At 42.6% G+C, this 14172-nt stretch carries 19 protein-coding genes; all 19 read left to right on the top strand.

Features of this window, described 5'->3' with window-relative positions; translation table 11 throughout:
* Nucleotides 1-331: 331 nt before the first annotated feature.
* The 19 genes from ACWI_RS05115 (at nucleotide 332) to ACWI_RS05025 (ending at nucleotide 14128) form a co-directional block, all read left to right on the top strand.
* Nucleotides 332-895, top strand: coding sequence for a hypothetical protein (locus ACWI_RS05115; protein WP_070370357.1), 564 nt, complete (start codon nucleotides 332-334; stop codon nucleotides 893-895).
* A 124-nt stretch (nucleotides 896-1019) separates the two neighbouring features.
* A complete protein-coding gene (locus ACWI_RS05110; RefSeq protein WP_070370356.1) occupies nucleotides 1020-2030 on the top strand; it encodes a DUF3991 and TOPRIM domain-containing protein in 1011 nt (336 codons plus the stop codon).
* 197 nt (nucleotides 2031-2227) lie between these two features.
* On the top strand, nucleotides 2228-2896 hold the full coding sequence (locus ACWI_RS05105; protein WP_139142320.1) for a hypothetical protein: 669 nt from the start codon (nucleotides 2228-2230) through the stop codon (nucleotides 2894-2896).
* Nucleotides 2897-2907: 11 nt separating this feature from the next.
* The gene (locus tag ACWI_RS05100) at nucleotides 2908-4854 is read left to right on the top strand and encodes a VirD4-like conjugal transfer protein, CD1115 family (protein WP_242871578.1); all 1947 of its coding nucleotides are present in this window, start codon (nucleotides 2908-2910) and stop codon (nucleotides 4852-4854) included.
* A gap of 38 nt (nucleotides 4855-4892) precedes the next feature.
* Nucleotides 4893-5144 carry a hypothetical protein gene (locus ACWI_RS05095; RefSeq protein WP_070370354.1) on the top strand — a complete coding sequence of 84 codons (252 nt, stop codon included), beginning with the start codon at nucleotides 4893-4895 and terminating at the stop codon, nucleotides 5142-5144.
* A gap of 60 nt (nucleotides 5145-5204) precedes the next feature.
* Nucleotides 5205-5462, top strand: coding sequence for a hypothetical protein (locus tag ACWI_RS05090; protein ID WP_070370353.1), 258 nt, complete (start codon nucleotides 5205-5207; stop codon nucleotides 5460-5462).
* Between the two features lie 75 nt (nucleotides 5463-5537).
* Nucleotides 5538-6356 carry a conjugal transfer protein TrbL family protein gene (locus tag ACWI_RS05085; protein WP_070370352.1) on the top strand — a complete coding sequence of 273 codons (819 nt, stop codon included), beginning with the start codon at nucleotides 5538-5540 and terminating at the stop codon, nucleotides 6354-6356.
* 16 nt (nucleotides 6357-6372) lie between these two features.
* Entirely contained in the window at nucleotides 6373-6600 is a 228-nt protein-coding gene (locus ACWI_RS05080) for a hypothetical protein (protein ID WP_070370351.1), read from the top strand.
* Between the two features lie 36 nt (nucleotides 6601-6636).
* Nucleotides 6637-6957 (top strand): hypothetical protein, encoded by a 321-nt coding sequence (locus ACWI_RS05075; RefSeq protein ID WP_070370350.1) that lies wholly within the window; start codon nucleotides 6637-6639, stop codon nucleotides 6955-6957.
* 5 nt (nucleotides 6958-6962) lie between these two features.
* Nucleotides 6963-7556 (top strand): prepilin peptidase, encoded by a 594-nt coding sequence (locus ACWI_RS05070; protein WP_070370349.1) that lies wholly within the window; start codon nucleotides 6963-6965, stop codon nucleotides 7554-7556.
* Between the two features lie 14 nt (nucleotides 7557-7570).
* On the top strand, nucleotides 7571-8272 hold the full coding sequence (gene cpaB / locus ACWI_RS05065) for a Flp pilus assembly protein CpaB (protein ID WP_070370348.1): 702 nt from the start codon (nucleotides 7571-7573) through the stop codon (nucleotides 8270-8272).
* A gap of 31 nt (nucleotides 8273-8303) precedes the next feature.
* Nucleotides 8304-8519, top strand: a complete 216-nt coding sequence (locus tag ACWI_RS05060; protein ID WP_139142319.1) for a hypothetical protein — start codon at nucleotides 8304-8306, stop codon at nucleotides 8517-8519.
* Nucleotides 8510-9391 carry a hypothetical protein gene (locus ACWI_RS05055; RefSeq protein WP_070370346.1) on the top strand — a complete coding sequence of 294 codons (882 nt, stop codon included), beginning with the start codon at nucleotides 8510-8512 and terminating at the stop codon, nucleotides 9389-9391. The genes ACWI_RS05060 and ACWI_RS05055 overlap by 10 nt, the downstream gene beginning before the upstream one ends.
* On the top strand, nucleotides 9388-10725 hold the full coding sequence (locus tag ACWI_RS05050) for an ATPase, T2SS/T4P/T4SS family (RefSeq protein WP_070370345.1): 1338 nt from the start codon (nucleotides 9388-9390) through the stop codon (nucleotides 10723-10725). Before ACWI_RS05055 ends, ACWI_RS05050 begins: the two co-directional genes overlap by 4 nt.
* The gene (locus tag ACWI_RS05045) at nucleotides 10722-11660 is read left to right on the top strand and encodes a type II secretion system F family protein (protein WP_070370344.1); all 939 of its coding nucleotides are present in this window, start codon (nucleotides 10722-10724) and stop codon (nucleotides 11658-11660) included. Before ACWI_RS05050 ends, ACWI_RS05045 begins: the two co-directional genes overlap by 4 nt.
* A 17-nt stretch (nucleotides 11661-11677) precedes the next feature.
* On the top strand, nucleotides 11678-12556 hold the full coding sequence (locus ACWI_RS05040; protein ID WP_070370343.1) for a hypothetical protein: 879 nt from the start codon (nucleotides 11678-11680) through the stop codon (nucleotides 12554-12556).
* Nucleotides 12557-12570: 14 nt separating this feature from the next.
* Nucleotides 12571-12990: a DUF4320 family protein gene (locus ACWI_RS05035; RefSeq protein WP_070370342.1), complete on the top strand. Its 420-nt coding sequence runs from the start codon at nucleotides 12571-12573 to the stop codon at nucleotides 12988-12990.
* The gene (locus ACWI_RS05030; RefSeq protein ID WP_070370341.1) at nucleotides 12987-13547 is read left to right on the top strand and encodes a hypothetical protein; all 561 of its coding nucleotides are present in this window, start codon (nucleotides 12987-12989) and stop codon (nucleotides 13545-13547) included. The genes ACWI_RS05035 and ACWI_RS05030 overlap by 4 nt, the downstream gene beginning before the upstream one ends.
* A 53-nt stretch (nucleotides 13548-13600) precedes the next feature.
* A complete protein-coding gene (locus tag ACWI_RS05025) occupies nucleotides 13601-14128 on the top strand; it encodes a hypothetical protein (RefSeq protein WP_070370340.1) in 528 nt (175 codons plus the stop codon).
* Nucleotides 14129-14172 lie beyond the last annotated feature (44 nt).

Below are 14172 nucleotides of genomic sequence, written 5' to 3'. Positions count from 1 at the left end.
GTTGCAGGTGACAGAAATTAAATGATCAAAAGCTGGATAAATTATTTTCTTGAAAATATCATGCCATGGCTTATTTATATTAGCATGCCTTTTACATATTTAACGCTGTGGGGGTCAGTATTTTTTTATACGCTTGGCGATGTTTTACCATTTATACTAATCATTCTATTTTTAACTGAAGGGGTGTTTGTGATATCTCGAATTATGCAAGCAAAATTCGTTTCAAGAATAATTGGATTAATTATTCTTGTCATAGCACCTTGTATTGTTTATTTATGGTGGTAATAGTCAATTTATCCAGTGCAGTATGTAAACTTGGAAAGGACAACCGATGCTAAATGAAATTAATGAAATTACAAAATATCGTAAACAGGAAAAAGAAATTGAGAGAGAAAAATATCGCAGGCGTACAAGATTTACCGTTGTTGGAATTTGTATAGCTGTAGCTTCTATATTGTTTCCATTTTGGAAAAGTTACAGTATCGAAAAGGATGATTTATTAGCTCAAACCGTCTTTGAACGGATGGAGGGTTATTCATTTGAGAATAAGGAAAATGAGAATGGTAAATGGAAGCGTATCATGTTTTATAGTGATGGATTTTTATATTATTACAGTGGTAAAAACATAGACACCTCAATAAATGAAGATTCAATTCAATATATGTATAAACAAATTGGTGACGATTCTTTTCAGTTTTTTACTGAAGGACACGTTGTTGAGGGGCAATTCATCAATTATTACACATCGGAGGAATTGCAACAGGAAATGACTTTTATGAGTTTTATGAAAGATGGTATTCCCGGAAGCTATAATTATCGGGGGATCCTTAATAATGGACAATTAAAACTAGTTGATGAAGAAGGGGAGGTATACATACTTGAGCGGGTTAAATAAAGATGATATGCAGGAGTTTGGAAACCTTATGATCCAGGCACGATAAGTTGAAAGTGGATTACGGTGACAGGCAGGTAAATAATGCTTAAATCTGTTTCCCGAGGAAACAGGAAAGGAGAGAAAAATGGGGCGTTTACCGGAGGAAGTGTTTGAAAAGGTCAAAGCGATCAGCATCGTTGATTATGCTATGGCCAATGGTTATGAACTGGTTCAGATCGGGAATCAGGTTAAAGTCAGGAATCAGGGTGGACTATTTATCGATCCCGATTTAAATCGTTGGAATTGTCTTTCCGATGATTCAAAAGAAGCGGGAGGTGGGATTATTCAGTTTGTGATGTATACGGAGAAAAAAAGCATGGGTGAAGCAATCCATGAGCTGGCAGCCTTTATCAATCATCATCACGAACCCAGTGAGGTGGCAAAAACCTATATCAAAAAAGCTAGGGAGTATAAAAAAACCAATGATGGCATCTTTAAGCCACCAGAAAAATCCGCCAATTATCGGCGGATTTTTGCATATCTGGTAAAAACCCGCTGCATTGCCCCGGAGGTGGTGAATTACTATGTCAAGCATCACAAAATCTATGAAGATAAAAATCATAATTGTGCTTTTTGTGGGTTTGATGAAAATGGAGTAGTTAAGAGCATTTCCCTTCGGGGTACCTACGATGTCCCTGGAAAGGAACCATTTAAAGGGATTGTAGAAAACTCAGACAAACATTACCCCTTTGTTCATGAAGGCAAAGGAAATCAGGTACTGGTATACGAAGCACCCATTGACATGCTCTCCTATCAAACCATTAAACGGTTGATTGGGGATATTAATCAAAATAAGGATGATCACTATATTGCACTGAATGGCGTAGCACATATTGGTCTGATTCACTATCTGAAGACACACCCGGAAATTGAACATATTGTGACGTGTCTGGATAACGATAAACCCGGACATAAAAATACCCTGGAACTAATTAATGCCGTTGAAGAAGTATTTCCAGGGAAGTACAGCTTTGATCTTAAGATTCCGCCAGAACCGCATAAAGACTGGAATCAACTATTAGTAAGCATTTGCCAGGAGCGAGAATACGCAGCCCTTCAAACAGAAGCAGAAGATGAGTGGGCGCAGGAAGCTTGAAGGAAATCTGTTTCCTCGGGAAACAGGAAATAGAAAAACAGATGATTAAGCCAAATGTGTTTCCCGGGGAAACACGGAAATCAGGAAATGGAGGATAAAGAATGTTATTTTTCGATACCAGTTAAAAGGAATAAATAAAAACGAAAGGAGGATTAACAGAGATTAAAAAAATAATACTACTGATATTGATGGTTGGTATGGTGGCTGTGGTAACCAGCGGATGTTTTATAACCGATCTGGTAACGGATATCTTTAAAAAGCCGGTGCTTGCCGGCGAATGGTACAACAAGGACAGCAATACCTACATTGCACTTAATGACGATGGAAATTTTACCATGGGGTATGGCAAAGGTAACGCCAATACGGGTGGAACCTATGATTATGACAAGAAGGAAATTACCCTCCATTTGGATTATACAATCAAGGCTGATGGAACAAAGGAGGATTGGGATCAGAGCAGCTTAACTGGTGGAGCCGGAAAAATTGTCATGCCCTATGAATTGCAAAGTAACGGATCATTAAAAATTAAGTCCGAAGGTGGTAATCTCATCTATGAAAAAATTGGCGGAGAATCGATAGAAACTAATTTAAAAAACCTAGTTGGAACCTGGGACTATGAAAAAGGCGGTCTTCAGCTGATATTGACAGACGATGGCAGCTATACCGTATGTGATGATTATGCCATATCAGATAATGACACAAAAAAGGACAATCCTGATCAGGGAAGTTATACATTCTCAGACGGAGTATTAACACTGACAATAAATGGATCATCCCACGATTTCCAGGCAGAGCTGGTGATGAAGGATCGGCTCAGGCTAGAGAATGAAACCGGAACTTTTTATTATGTTCGGGTTAAGGAATAGGCGGTGATATTGTGAAATTAAAAATTGTCCGTGCGGTCATGGCGGTGTTCATCTTTATGTTATTGGCTAGTATGTTTCTTTACTTTATCCGGGTCATTGATAGTTTTATGACTGGGCAGGGTATTTTAGAAATCTATCGTTTTCCAATTTGGGAGGTGCTAAATGATGTGCTTAATAACGAAAAAACATCACAAATGTTTCTCATTTGTCTGGCTGTTGCCCTATTTATGGCAGTGGCTTTTTTTATTGGCCAAAGCAAGACGTACAAAAGTGAACTGATCAGTATAACCCCGGATATTCAAACCCCCCGGCCGGCGGGACAGAATCAGCATGGTTCAGCCCGGTGGCTGGATCCGAACAAGAAGGATCGGGTCTTTGATTACGTGGTCATTCGAAAGAATAATCCCTTTATTCAATTTTTGTTACGCAGCGGAAAGGAGGAAAGAAGACAGGTTAAAAAAGGGAATTACTGGGTTGATAAAACCATCATGGAAAACAAAAGAAATTTCAAAATGGGTGGTTTAGTTTTGGGAAAAGAACGACAGGGATTACGAAATGAAAAGATCTACTTTATCGGGGAGGATGTTCATGGTTTAAATATCGGTGCTACCCGTTGTGGTAAAGGACGAACTGTGATCCTGCAAACCATCGGCCTGCTGGCAATGGCCAGAGAGTCGCAAATCGTTTCGGATCCCAAAGGTGAGAACTATGATTACACGGCCCCCTTTCTTAGAAAATGCGGGGTTGATGTGTTCGCTCTGGATTTTAAAGAACCCCTTAAAAGTAATCACTACAACTTTCTCCAATCAATAATTGATGCGGTTGAAAGCGGAAATATGTCTCAGGCCATTGATTATGTCTGGGATATTACCGGGATGCTGGTCGGTGAACCGAAAGGTGAAAAATTATGGAACAACGGTGAGGCCAGTATTATTGCCAGCTGCATCATGATCGTGGTCTTTGAAAACATGGACAATCCGGAGTATCAGAATCTGACCAATGTATTTTACTTCATTGCCGAGATGTGTAAAGCTCCCAAACAGGGGGACGATATGATGTTGGTTAAATATATGAAGAAACTAAAAGTCGAAAATCCGACCCACCCGGCTTTGGGGCTTGTCGCTATTTCCGATATTGCCCCATCTAAGACAAAAGGCAGTTTTTACACCAGTGCCCTGACGACCTTAAAACTCTTTACCAATCCGCTGATTTATGAAATGACCCGGAAAACGGATTTTCGGCCCAAAGACATTGGCAGTCGACCCACGGCGGTTTTTATAATCTTGCCTGATGGCAAAACAACCAATTATACCCTGGCAGCCCTGTTCTGTACCCAAGTCTACAGTGCGCTGTCGGATTTTGCGGATAAGCTGGGCGGGCGCTTGCCGATCCGGATTAATTATATGTTGGATGAGTTTGGAAACTTTACCAAGATCCCGGATTTTACGGCCCAGATTTCAGTGGGTGGCGGTCGGGGGATTCGCTATAACCTATTTTTGCAGTCCATGGCCCAACTGGAAGAAAAATACGGCAGGGAGATTGCCCGGATCATCCGATCCAACTGTGAAACCTGGATTTATCTTAAGGCCGAGGATCTGGAAACGCAAAAGGAAGTATCCGAACGACTGGGAAAATACACCACCACATCCTATTCCCTGTCATCGTCACAGCAGCAGTACACCTCCAATTCCAGTCAATCGGTCAATCTGGTGGGACGGGAGCTTTTGACCGCCAATGAAGTCAGTCGAATCCGACGCCCCTATAACCTGGTCACCAGTCGGAATGATCCTGTGATTATGACATCCCCGGATATCAGCAAATGGTCATTTAATGACTTCTATGGATTAGGCAGCAAAGAACACAATCGTATACTTCGGATGATCCGCAGCGATGCCAGACCGACCCACCAGGAAAATGGGATCCAATTATGGGGAATCTGGAAGCGCTATCAGATCTGAGTGAGCGTTGATACTTCTAAAGAAAGGAGGTGATGGCGATGTTTACGGAATTTGTTTGGGTTACCGGAACAGTTAAACTTCTGACCGATGCGTCTCTGGCGCTGTATATTGTATTACCGCTGTTGGCATTGATTGTTATTGGCTGGAATGTAGTCAAACGGCTACAGGCAGATGATCATGAAAAAATAAAATACAAAGAGAACATGAAAACGACACTGTTCTATCTGGTTATCGGAATGACGGTCAATGGTTTTATCACCATGGTCTTAAGCTATTTCCCGAGTTCCTGAAGGTTGTTTCCCGAGGAAACACGGATATAGAAATTCAATAAAATTTAAAGGAGAAATTTAATGGCTTTAAAATTAAAAAATGTAAAAGAAGCAGTAGTTAAACCCTTTGTGCTATGGCATGCAAAGCTCGTAAGCAGCGAAGCTGAAGAAATGAAAGCCGATTCCGGTTCGATCATTGAGGGGGCAGGGATGTGGATTGTCGGGTTGCTGGGTGTGGCACTGTTTTTGTATGGATTTCGGGATATCATTGGAAATACCATCCTACCATCCATCACTACTAACATCCAGACGTTATTTTCAAATATTCCCAAGCCTTAATGCAAGGATTCAAAAAGAACGGCTGCTGTTTGAACCGTTCTTTTTCTTTTTTAATCAAAGAGAGAAGGAAGAACCATGTATACAATCTTTAAAAACTTTATTTATGATTCAGTTAATAATAGCGGAGTGATCACCGGCAGCATCAAGAATCTGGCGGAGCAGGTGTTTTATATCGATAAATATATCGGAGATGTTTCGGGACTGGATCTGTCCACGGGGCTGACGCAAATTTTTTATCAACTGGCCCTATTGTTATTGGTAATCAAGTTTTCTAAGAGTGGCTTTGAAACCTATATCACCTGGACTGGTGGTGATCCGGATAGCGATCCCATGGCCATGCTGCAACGAACGGTTAAAGCGGTGGTCATGATTGTGGCTTTTCCGATGCTCTATCAGATCTTTGCCCGGGTTTGTACGGGGGTCTTGTATGAAATATTGAATAGTATGAATTCGGAGTTTTTATACGAAGATAACTATGTTAAGAACTTAATTGAAGCAAATATGGGGCCATTTGCGGTGCTTGTTTTTTTCATTGGTGCATTGATCCTCTATTTTCAAATGCTGGCCCGGGGTTTTCAGATGTGGATCATGCAGATCGGTTTTCCGCTGGCCTGTGTGGGACTCATTGAAAGTGACAACGGGGTGTTTGCCCCTTTTATGATGACCTTTTTCAAGGTCGGAATTACCACCATCATTCAGCTTTCACTATTGTCACTGTCCTATATTCTGATGGCTACCGGTGATTTTGCCATTGGCTTTGGTGCCCTGGCAGCGGGAATTTCCACGCCGGTCTTGCTACAACAGTTTATGGTTCATGCCGGCAATGCAAACCTATCCGGAAAGGCACTGACCATCGCCAGAGTAACGGAGGTAGCGGTGCGGTCAGTCAAATAAAAATGAGAGGAGTCGTATGGAAACCATTGATTATTTTATGGATTTAAACAATATCTATACTTTGCTTTTGTATTTAATCAATGCCGGTGTTGTCTTTCGGCTGGGTTACTGTATTACCCATATGATTCATTCCCCGGATGAAAAAGGGGTTTATATCAGGCGGATCAGGCACGTTTTAATCTTCTGTGTCATCGTCAACACTCTGATCCCATTTCGGGATTTAATTCTGGCTTATATCACATAAATCTGTTTCCTCGGGAAACAGGGAAAGGAGGAATTGATGGAGTATCATGAGGAACTGTATATCCCGATGGGGATTAAAGCCAACCGCCAGCTGATTGAAGGGATGGAAGTGAAGGAAATATTTTTGATGGGTGTGATGGTCTGTATCACTGTCATTCTGTGTACCCTTTACTATGTTACCTTTACCAATCCGTTTGGAACATTTTTCGGCGGTTTGGCGATCCTGTTGTCTTCCTATCTGGTGCTTAAAAAAAGCGAGAAAGATAATCAGTCTTTTCTGGATATGCTTATGCATATCGTCAGTTATTACCGGGGGCGTAAGCACTATGCCTATATCCACCTCAATGATTGGGAGTAGCAGAAATGGCAGCATTCGGATTATGTGGTGTTTTGGCTTGCTGGTTCTTTATGGGATCAGCATTAAAAAGGCAGTTTAAAAAGGCGGTTCTCCCCACGGCATTGATTGTGGCCATGCCTTTTTTATTTTTACTATTGGTGATCGATGATCCGGTGATTATTTTACGCACCGGATTATTTTGTTGTCTGATGTTTTACATCGGATACTTTGATTTTAAAACGAAGACCATTCCCCGAGTTGTCCATCCCCTGATTCTGTTTGTCGGGTGTTTTGGAATCAGCGGAGAATGGTTAGTGAGACAGGCCATCCCCGGGGCATTGACCCTGGGTATCCTGATGGCAGCTTCCGGCTGGCTGATTAAAAAAATCACCAGACAGGATCAGGCCATTGGCTTAGGAGATGTTAAGCTTGTCACCGTTTGTGGATTTTATCTGGGCATGGATGCCGGTGTAACCGGTCTGATGATCGGATTATTTCTGAGCATCCTATGGGCTCGGGCCAGACATTTGAAACGCAATGAAGTGTTTGCTTTTGCGCCGTTTCTATGCTCAGGCTTTATGATTGCAGTAATGTTATTAGAAAGGATGGTGTATCAGTGAAAAATGGAGGTAGAATGCTGATTGGTTTTTTTGTGGTCGTGTTTGCGTTGTTATTGGCCTTTGTGATTGTGCCCACGGGCACGGGCATGATTGGTAACACGACGACGATTGTACGGGTCAAAGAAACCATCCGGGTGGGGGATCAACTCACCGAACGGAATGTTGAGGAGGTGGAGGTTAGCGGATACAATTTACCGGCTAACGCCATCAAAAGTAAGAATGAGGTCATTGGCAAGTATTCCACCGCAAAGCTGGAATCGGGAGACTATGTACTGCAAAGCAAGCTGGTTAATGACATGATCACCAGTGGGAACTATATGAGTGCTCTGGATGGCGGAAAACAGATTGTGTCAGTGACCATTAAAGACTTTGCCAATGGCATTTCCGGAAAACTCATGCCCGGAGATGTGGTGATGATTTTAAATAATGCTGAAGCAGTGGGTAACCGCAGCACGATTTATCCGGAACTGCAATATGTCAAGGTGCTGGCAGTGACCACCCAGACCGGGGTGGATATGGGCGGAGAAAAATTATCTGATGATGCGGAGCTGCCAGCGACAGTGACCCTGCTGGTCAACAAGGCCCAGGCACAGCTGCTCACCGGCCTGGAAAAGAATGGAAACATTGTTTTTGCCCTGATGTATCGGGGAGACGAAGATACGGCCAACCAGTTTTTACAAAAACAGGAAGAAGTTTTTAAGACCGGTGGCATTTAAGCTGTTTCCCCGGGAAACAGGAAATGGAAGATTGGACGATACACAGTCTTGTTTCCTCGGGAAACAAAATGTTCAGGAAACGGAGGATTTTATGGAGCAAAGTCAGGAAACAGCAAGTAAATATGTGGGAATGTCTTGTGATTTTGAGAGATTGAATAGATTTTTAAAAGACGAGAAGATAATTTTTATCGATCCGAAGGGCGAATATAACCCAATACCTGAAAAGGAGGTGTCGCTATGGAAGTAATCACCGTATGGGGATCCCCAGGCGGGGGGAAAACAACCCTCAGTCTGGAGCTGGCCAAGCATATCAGTGAAAAAACAAAGGAAAACGTTGTGCTGATATTCACCGAGGATCAGGCCAGTCCCTTATCCTATTTGTTTCCCAGTCTCAATAAGGAGGGCGGATCCCTGGGAAAGATCATTACCATGGCCGGGTTTGACCAGGAAGAACTGCTAAAAACGTTGGTGAACCACCCCAAGAATAAATACCTGGCCTTTTTGGGGTATCGCAGTGAGGATTCCAAACGCAGTTATCCGGAAGTGGTGGAACCCCAGGTGATTGACCTGTTTGTCACTCTGGGCCAGAAATTCAAGTATGCCATCATCGATGGACAATCCAGCGTTCATAACGATTGGATTACCCAGTACGGCTTACGGTATGGAAAGTGTGTCATGGTCGGTGGCGGTGACTTAAAGAGCATTGCCTTTTTTAATGGAACCACCGCCATGCTCCAGGACTTTACCGGGTTTCGGGACAATGTCATCCGGGTACTGAATAACCCCTGGGATTTTGACTCCTGGCTGCTGGTGGGGGATAAATACGGGGGCGTTGATTATGCCTTTCCCTACAGTATGGATATTCAGATGGCTTATCTGGAGGAAACCTCCATCAAATCCCTTAAACAGACAAAACGGAATCGGGAGTTTGTGGATGCACTCAACCAGTTAAGCCAGGAGCTGATCAATGAAGATGAAAGAGAGGATCAGAAGAATAAAAAAAGAAAATCGGGAAATCAAAAGAAACGGCCTAAAAAAGAGCGCATTAAAAAAGAAAAAACGTCCAAACGTAAACTTTTTAAAATTCCTTTTAGAAAAACCAAGGGGGAAATCGAATGAACAGTCTATACAAGCGCAATCAGGAGCTGCTGGATCTGATCGGGCGGATACAACAATATATCAGCCGAACCAATTCCAAGGCGCTGGGGGATGTAAAAAAGAATGAAGCGTTGATTAAAAAAGATATCCGCAAGTACATTGAAGATCATCGGGTTTTAATCGATGGATACACCAGCATTGAGCTGCTTAACCGGATTTTTTCAGAGATGGGTGAATATGGGATCTTAACAGCTTACCTGGAAAATGAGAACAAGGAGCTGGAGGAAATAAATATCAATAGTTATGATAGTGTGGTGCTCCATTATAAAAATGGGGATGTGGTTCGTGCCCCGGAAACTTTCCTGTCAGCCGAATCAGCCAAAAACATCATGATCCGGTTATTGTTTCAGCAATCTGAAAAAACGTTGTCCGCAGCAACACCGAAAGTAACCGGATTCTTAAAAAACAATATTCGAATCACAGCGACCTGCCCGCCACTTGCTGACGAGGAGTGTGGTGTTCAGGCATCGATTCGTTTTGTCAATCCCAGTAAACTTAGGCGGGATGACTTAATCAGAAAGGAAACCCTGACAGATGAAATGTTTGATTTTATCAATTTGTGCGTTTCCAGTGGCTTGAGTGCGGTTGTGGCCGGATCAACCAGCTCCGGAAAAACCACCTTCCTCGATGGATTGCTCGGAGATGTGGAAAAACGTAAACGGATCATCACCATTGAAGAAGAAGTCAGAGAACTAAATTTAGTTACCCGGGACGAAAATGGGATTATTGATAATAACGTTGTGCACTGGAAAACCCATGGTTCAATCAATTCAAGAGAGTTATTAAATACAGCGCTAACCTGTGATCCCGATATTATTGTCCCCCAGGAAATGAAAGGGGAAGAAGCCTATACTGCCCAGGAAGCAGCCCGAACCGGCCATGCGGTTTTAACAACCACTCATGCCAACTCCTGCCGGGCAGCCTATACCCGGATGCTGACGCTTTGTATGCTGGATTCAACTCTGGAAGACAAGGTTCTGTACCGATTGGTATGTGAAGCCTTTACCATTGCGATATTCTGTAAACGGCTGGACGATTATTCCCGAAAGGTGATGGAGATTACCGAGTGTATTGTTGATGAGCATGGAGATGCAAACTTTCGGACACTGTATGACTATGAGATAGACAGCTCGGAAAAAATTTCAGATACAAAAACAATTATCAAAGGCCATTTTGTCAAGCGCAACAACATGTCAAAAAGCCTGCAACAATGGCTGATTACCAATGGCGTCCCGACTCGTACCCTGGAGCGCTTCATTGATGAGTCGTTGGGTGAGGAAGGTAAGGCGATATGAAAGGGATAAGTTTTTTTATCTTTACACTGCTTCTGGTGGGCTTGTGTCTGCTATTTAATGTTTCACCCTTTGAGCTGACCAGCCGGCTTATGGATCGGATCGTCAATGATAAGAGCGATATTCAATCGGTGATTAAAAAGACCGTCAGGAAAGACCGTCGAACGCCATTTCAGGGACTGACCACAACTATCCGTGAAGCCCAGATGATCTTAAAAACGACCAATCGGGAAAGTGTCTTTGCGATCCTGGTTATGGCAGCAACGATTCTTTTTATTGTGGGCCTGATCCTCGGATTACTGATGGAAAACATCCTGATATCGGCCGTCCTCGGTGTTGGTATGTCCTTGTTCCCTTTCTGGTACATCAAGCTGGCAGAAATAACCTATCGGAAGGAATTAAATGATGAACTCAATAAAACACTATCGATCATCACTACTTCCTACAGTCGATCACGCAATATTGTCAAAGCCATTGAGGAAAATTTACATCATATGAATCCACCACTGTTACCAGTGTTTGAAGCCTTTGTCTTTGATATCAGTTATATCACGGCGGATATTCCGGGAGCACTTCTGGAAATGAGTGAAAAGATTGATAACCAGATTTATAAGGAGTGGTGCCGGGCGGTGATTGCCTGCCAGGACAATCCCAACCTGATTGAAACGCTGCCGGCGATTGTCCGAAAATTTACGGATATCAAAGAAGCGAATGACGACTTTGGAACAGATATGCATACGCCTTTAAGAATTGTTCTCACCATGGTTTTTATCAATGTTGGTGTGCCGGTTCTTTTTTATTTCATCAACAGGACATGGTATCTGGCGCTTGTGGATTCATGGGGCGGTAAGATCATTCTGGCAGTTGTTTTGTTGGTTATTTTTATCTCTCTCAATGCTGCCATAAAAGATATCAAGCCCATTGAATACAGCAGGTAGCGAAAGGAGGTTGGATAATGAATAATACGGCCTATTTAATCAGTCTTGCAATGCTCTTTGTTTATGGGTTATTCCAGTTGGTTGGTGGTATTTTTGATGTGCCATCCCATCGTGAGATAAAAACAATCATGGCAGTTGGCAAAAAAAAGAAAGAGAAGGTCAATGTTCTGGATGCCTTTGTCTTTAAGGTATCCCACTTGATCATTCCCTATGTTCGGATCAATCCTTATAAACGCAAAAAAATGAGCAATGCCCTAAAGTCTTTGGGATCACTGGATACACCGGAAATGGTCTATAGCCGGGCTTTTGTTGAGTCTGCCATCTATGCTGGGGTTGGTTTGATTCTGGTGTTTATTCATCCGATTTTTACCTTGATTCTGCTTTTCTATGCGATACAGCGGTTTTCAGCCCAGATTGGAAAGATTGATCAGTTGATGCGGAAACGTCGTGAAAAAATCGAATGGGAATTGCCCCGGTTTGTCAATACCGTGCAACAGGAAATAAAAAAGCGACAGGATTTGCTGGCGATTCTCATTGATTTCCGTAAAAACTCTGACGGAGAACTGGGTGAAGAATTGGAAGTGACCATTGCCGATATGAAAACATCGGATTATGAAAATGCCATTTCACGTCTGGATGCCCGGGTGGTCAGCTCACTTCTATCGGATGTTACCCAGGGTTTGATTGCGGTGTTGCGGGGAGATGATATTGTTTCCTACTTTGAGCAGCTGGGGATTCAGTTGCGGTCTTTTGAAAAGAACCGGCTGAAAAAGGAAATGAACCGGCGACTGGAAAAAATCAAAAAGTACCCCTATATTTTACTTTTTACATTTCTGCTCATGGTTGTCTATGCCGTTGGTTATGACATCATGACCACGTTGCCAAGTATTTTTTAAAAAGGAGGGTTCAAGTGAAAGGTAATCAGGTAAAGGTTGACAAAGGTTCAGCCATATTGGAATTTTCGATATTCTTCCTGTTGGCAATGTTTGTCTTAACCCTTATATTGGGAGTTCTACCGGTATGGACTCAATATCAGAAGCTGAACTATATCGCCCATGGAGTCTTACGGGATGCCGAGCTGATGGGAAATACCGGGAATACAGTAATTGATACTTATGAAGATTTGCAGGCAGAAACGGGATTAAAGACAAAAGATATCAGTTTTAACGGAACAAAGTATATCGGTGGGACAAAAAATGTGCAGATTAACGACCCCATCCAGGTAACGGTGAAGTCAGACTTTGTATGGTTCAGCAGTTTTATCGGGGGTGGTTTCAACATTGAACTGGTGGCTCCTGCCAGTGGACGAAGCGGAGTGTACTATAAATGATGGGATTGGCGAAGCTATATAAGAAAAAAGATTCTGGGATGTCTGTTCCCATGGTTGCGGCACTACTGCTAATTCTGCTGATGCTGTTCTGTGCGATGTACGAGTATTTAAGGGTTGTATCCATTGTTATGCAGCTGGATCAGGCGGTGGAGCAGTCGGTTCAGGGCGTGGCGATAGAAAACTGGGACGAGATCTATCAGGGTGTCCGGGAAGGTTATGCCGGGACATACACCAAGGCCGAGTTGACGGATGACTGGGAAGAAGTGATGAATAAGGAACAGATCCTTGCTCAAATGAAAAAAATGATCGACTTTAAAGTGGAGGGCAATACCTGGGTCAAGGAGGATGATGCCGGCAATGTATTGTTTTCCTTAAAGCCAAAGGATACAACGGTGAAAATCACCAACACCCAGCTGGCAGCAGCGGAAGGGGATGCCCTTACTGTGGAAACCACCAATACCATCACCGTGCCCTGGCGGTTTTTGGGAGCCATGTTTAACGCTCCCCCAATTGTCGTGGAGCGGGTAACGGTATCTGGCTATACACCAAAGTTTTAGTGACGCTTTATGAATAACAAAAATCCAGAAAGGTTGGGAGGGAAATAAATGTGATGAATAATATAACGGAATTAAAGACGATGGTTCAGATAGAAGTAAATGAGGAAACACCTTGTTTATTGGCAAAAACAAAACCGCTGGTTGATATTTTAAATGAGATTCAACCCAATGATTACTGGCATACGGATTATTTTCATGCGCCATTTAACGAAAAAGACATGAAGCCGATCCTGATTAAAGGTCTGCACTACCTGGAAAGATTTCAGAAACACTACATAGAACGATGTTACGAGGAAAAAATAATAGCCCCTTACTACACACGGGAGATGATGGGACGTCAGTTTATGATGGCCTGTAAAGCGCTGAAGGCCATTGAAACCGGCCACTATAAAGATGCATACCATCGTTTATGGTATTGCATCGACGGCTTCAGCAGTTTAAATAATACCAATCCAACCATCAATTTAAATGAGTATTTAATCTATCGTTCTTTAATCAGTTGTTTTATTCAATCACTGCTAAAACAGGAAATGGTGATTAAAAAGGAAAAATCTGATAAAAGGGGAAAAATCTTTGGATAGCGAGCTGATTAAAATTGAGTTGATTGTTTTTTAGGGAAGCTTGT

The organism is Acetobacterium wieringae (assembly GCF_001766835.1).
GTDB classification, from domain to species: Bacteria; Bacillota; Clostridia; order Eubacteriales; family Eubacteriaceae; genus Acetobacterium; species Acetobacterium wieringae.
Note: the sequence above shows the minus strand (reverse complement) of the source record. Positions and strands in the feature narration are given on the sequence as shown.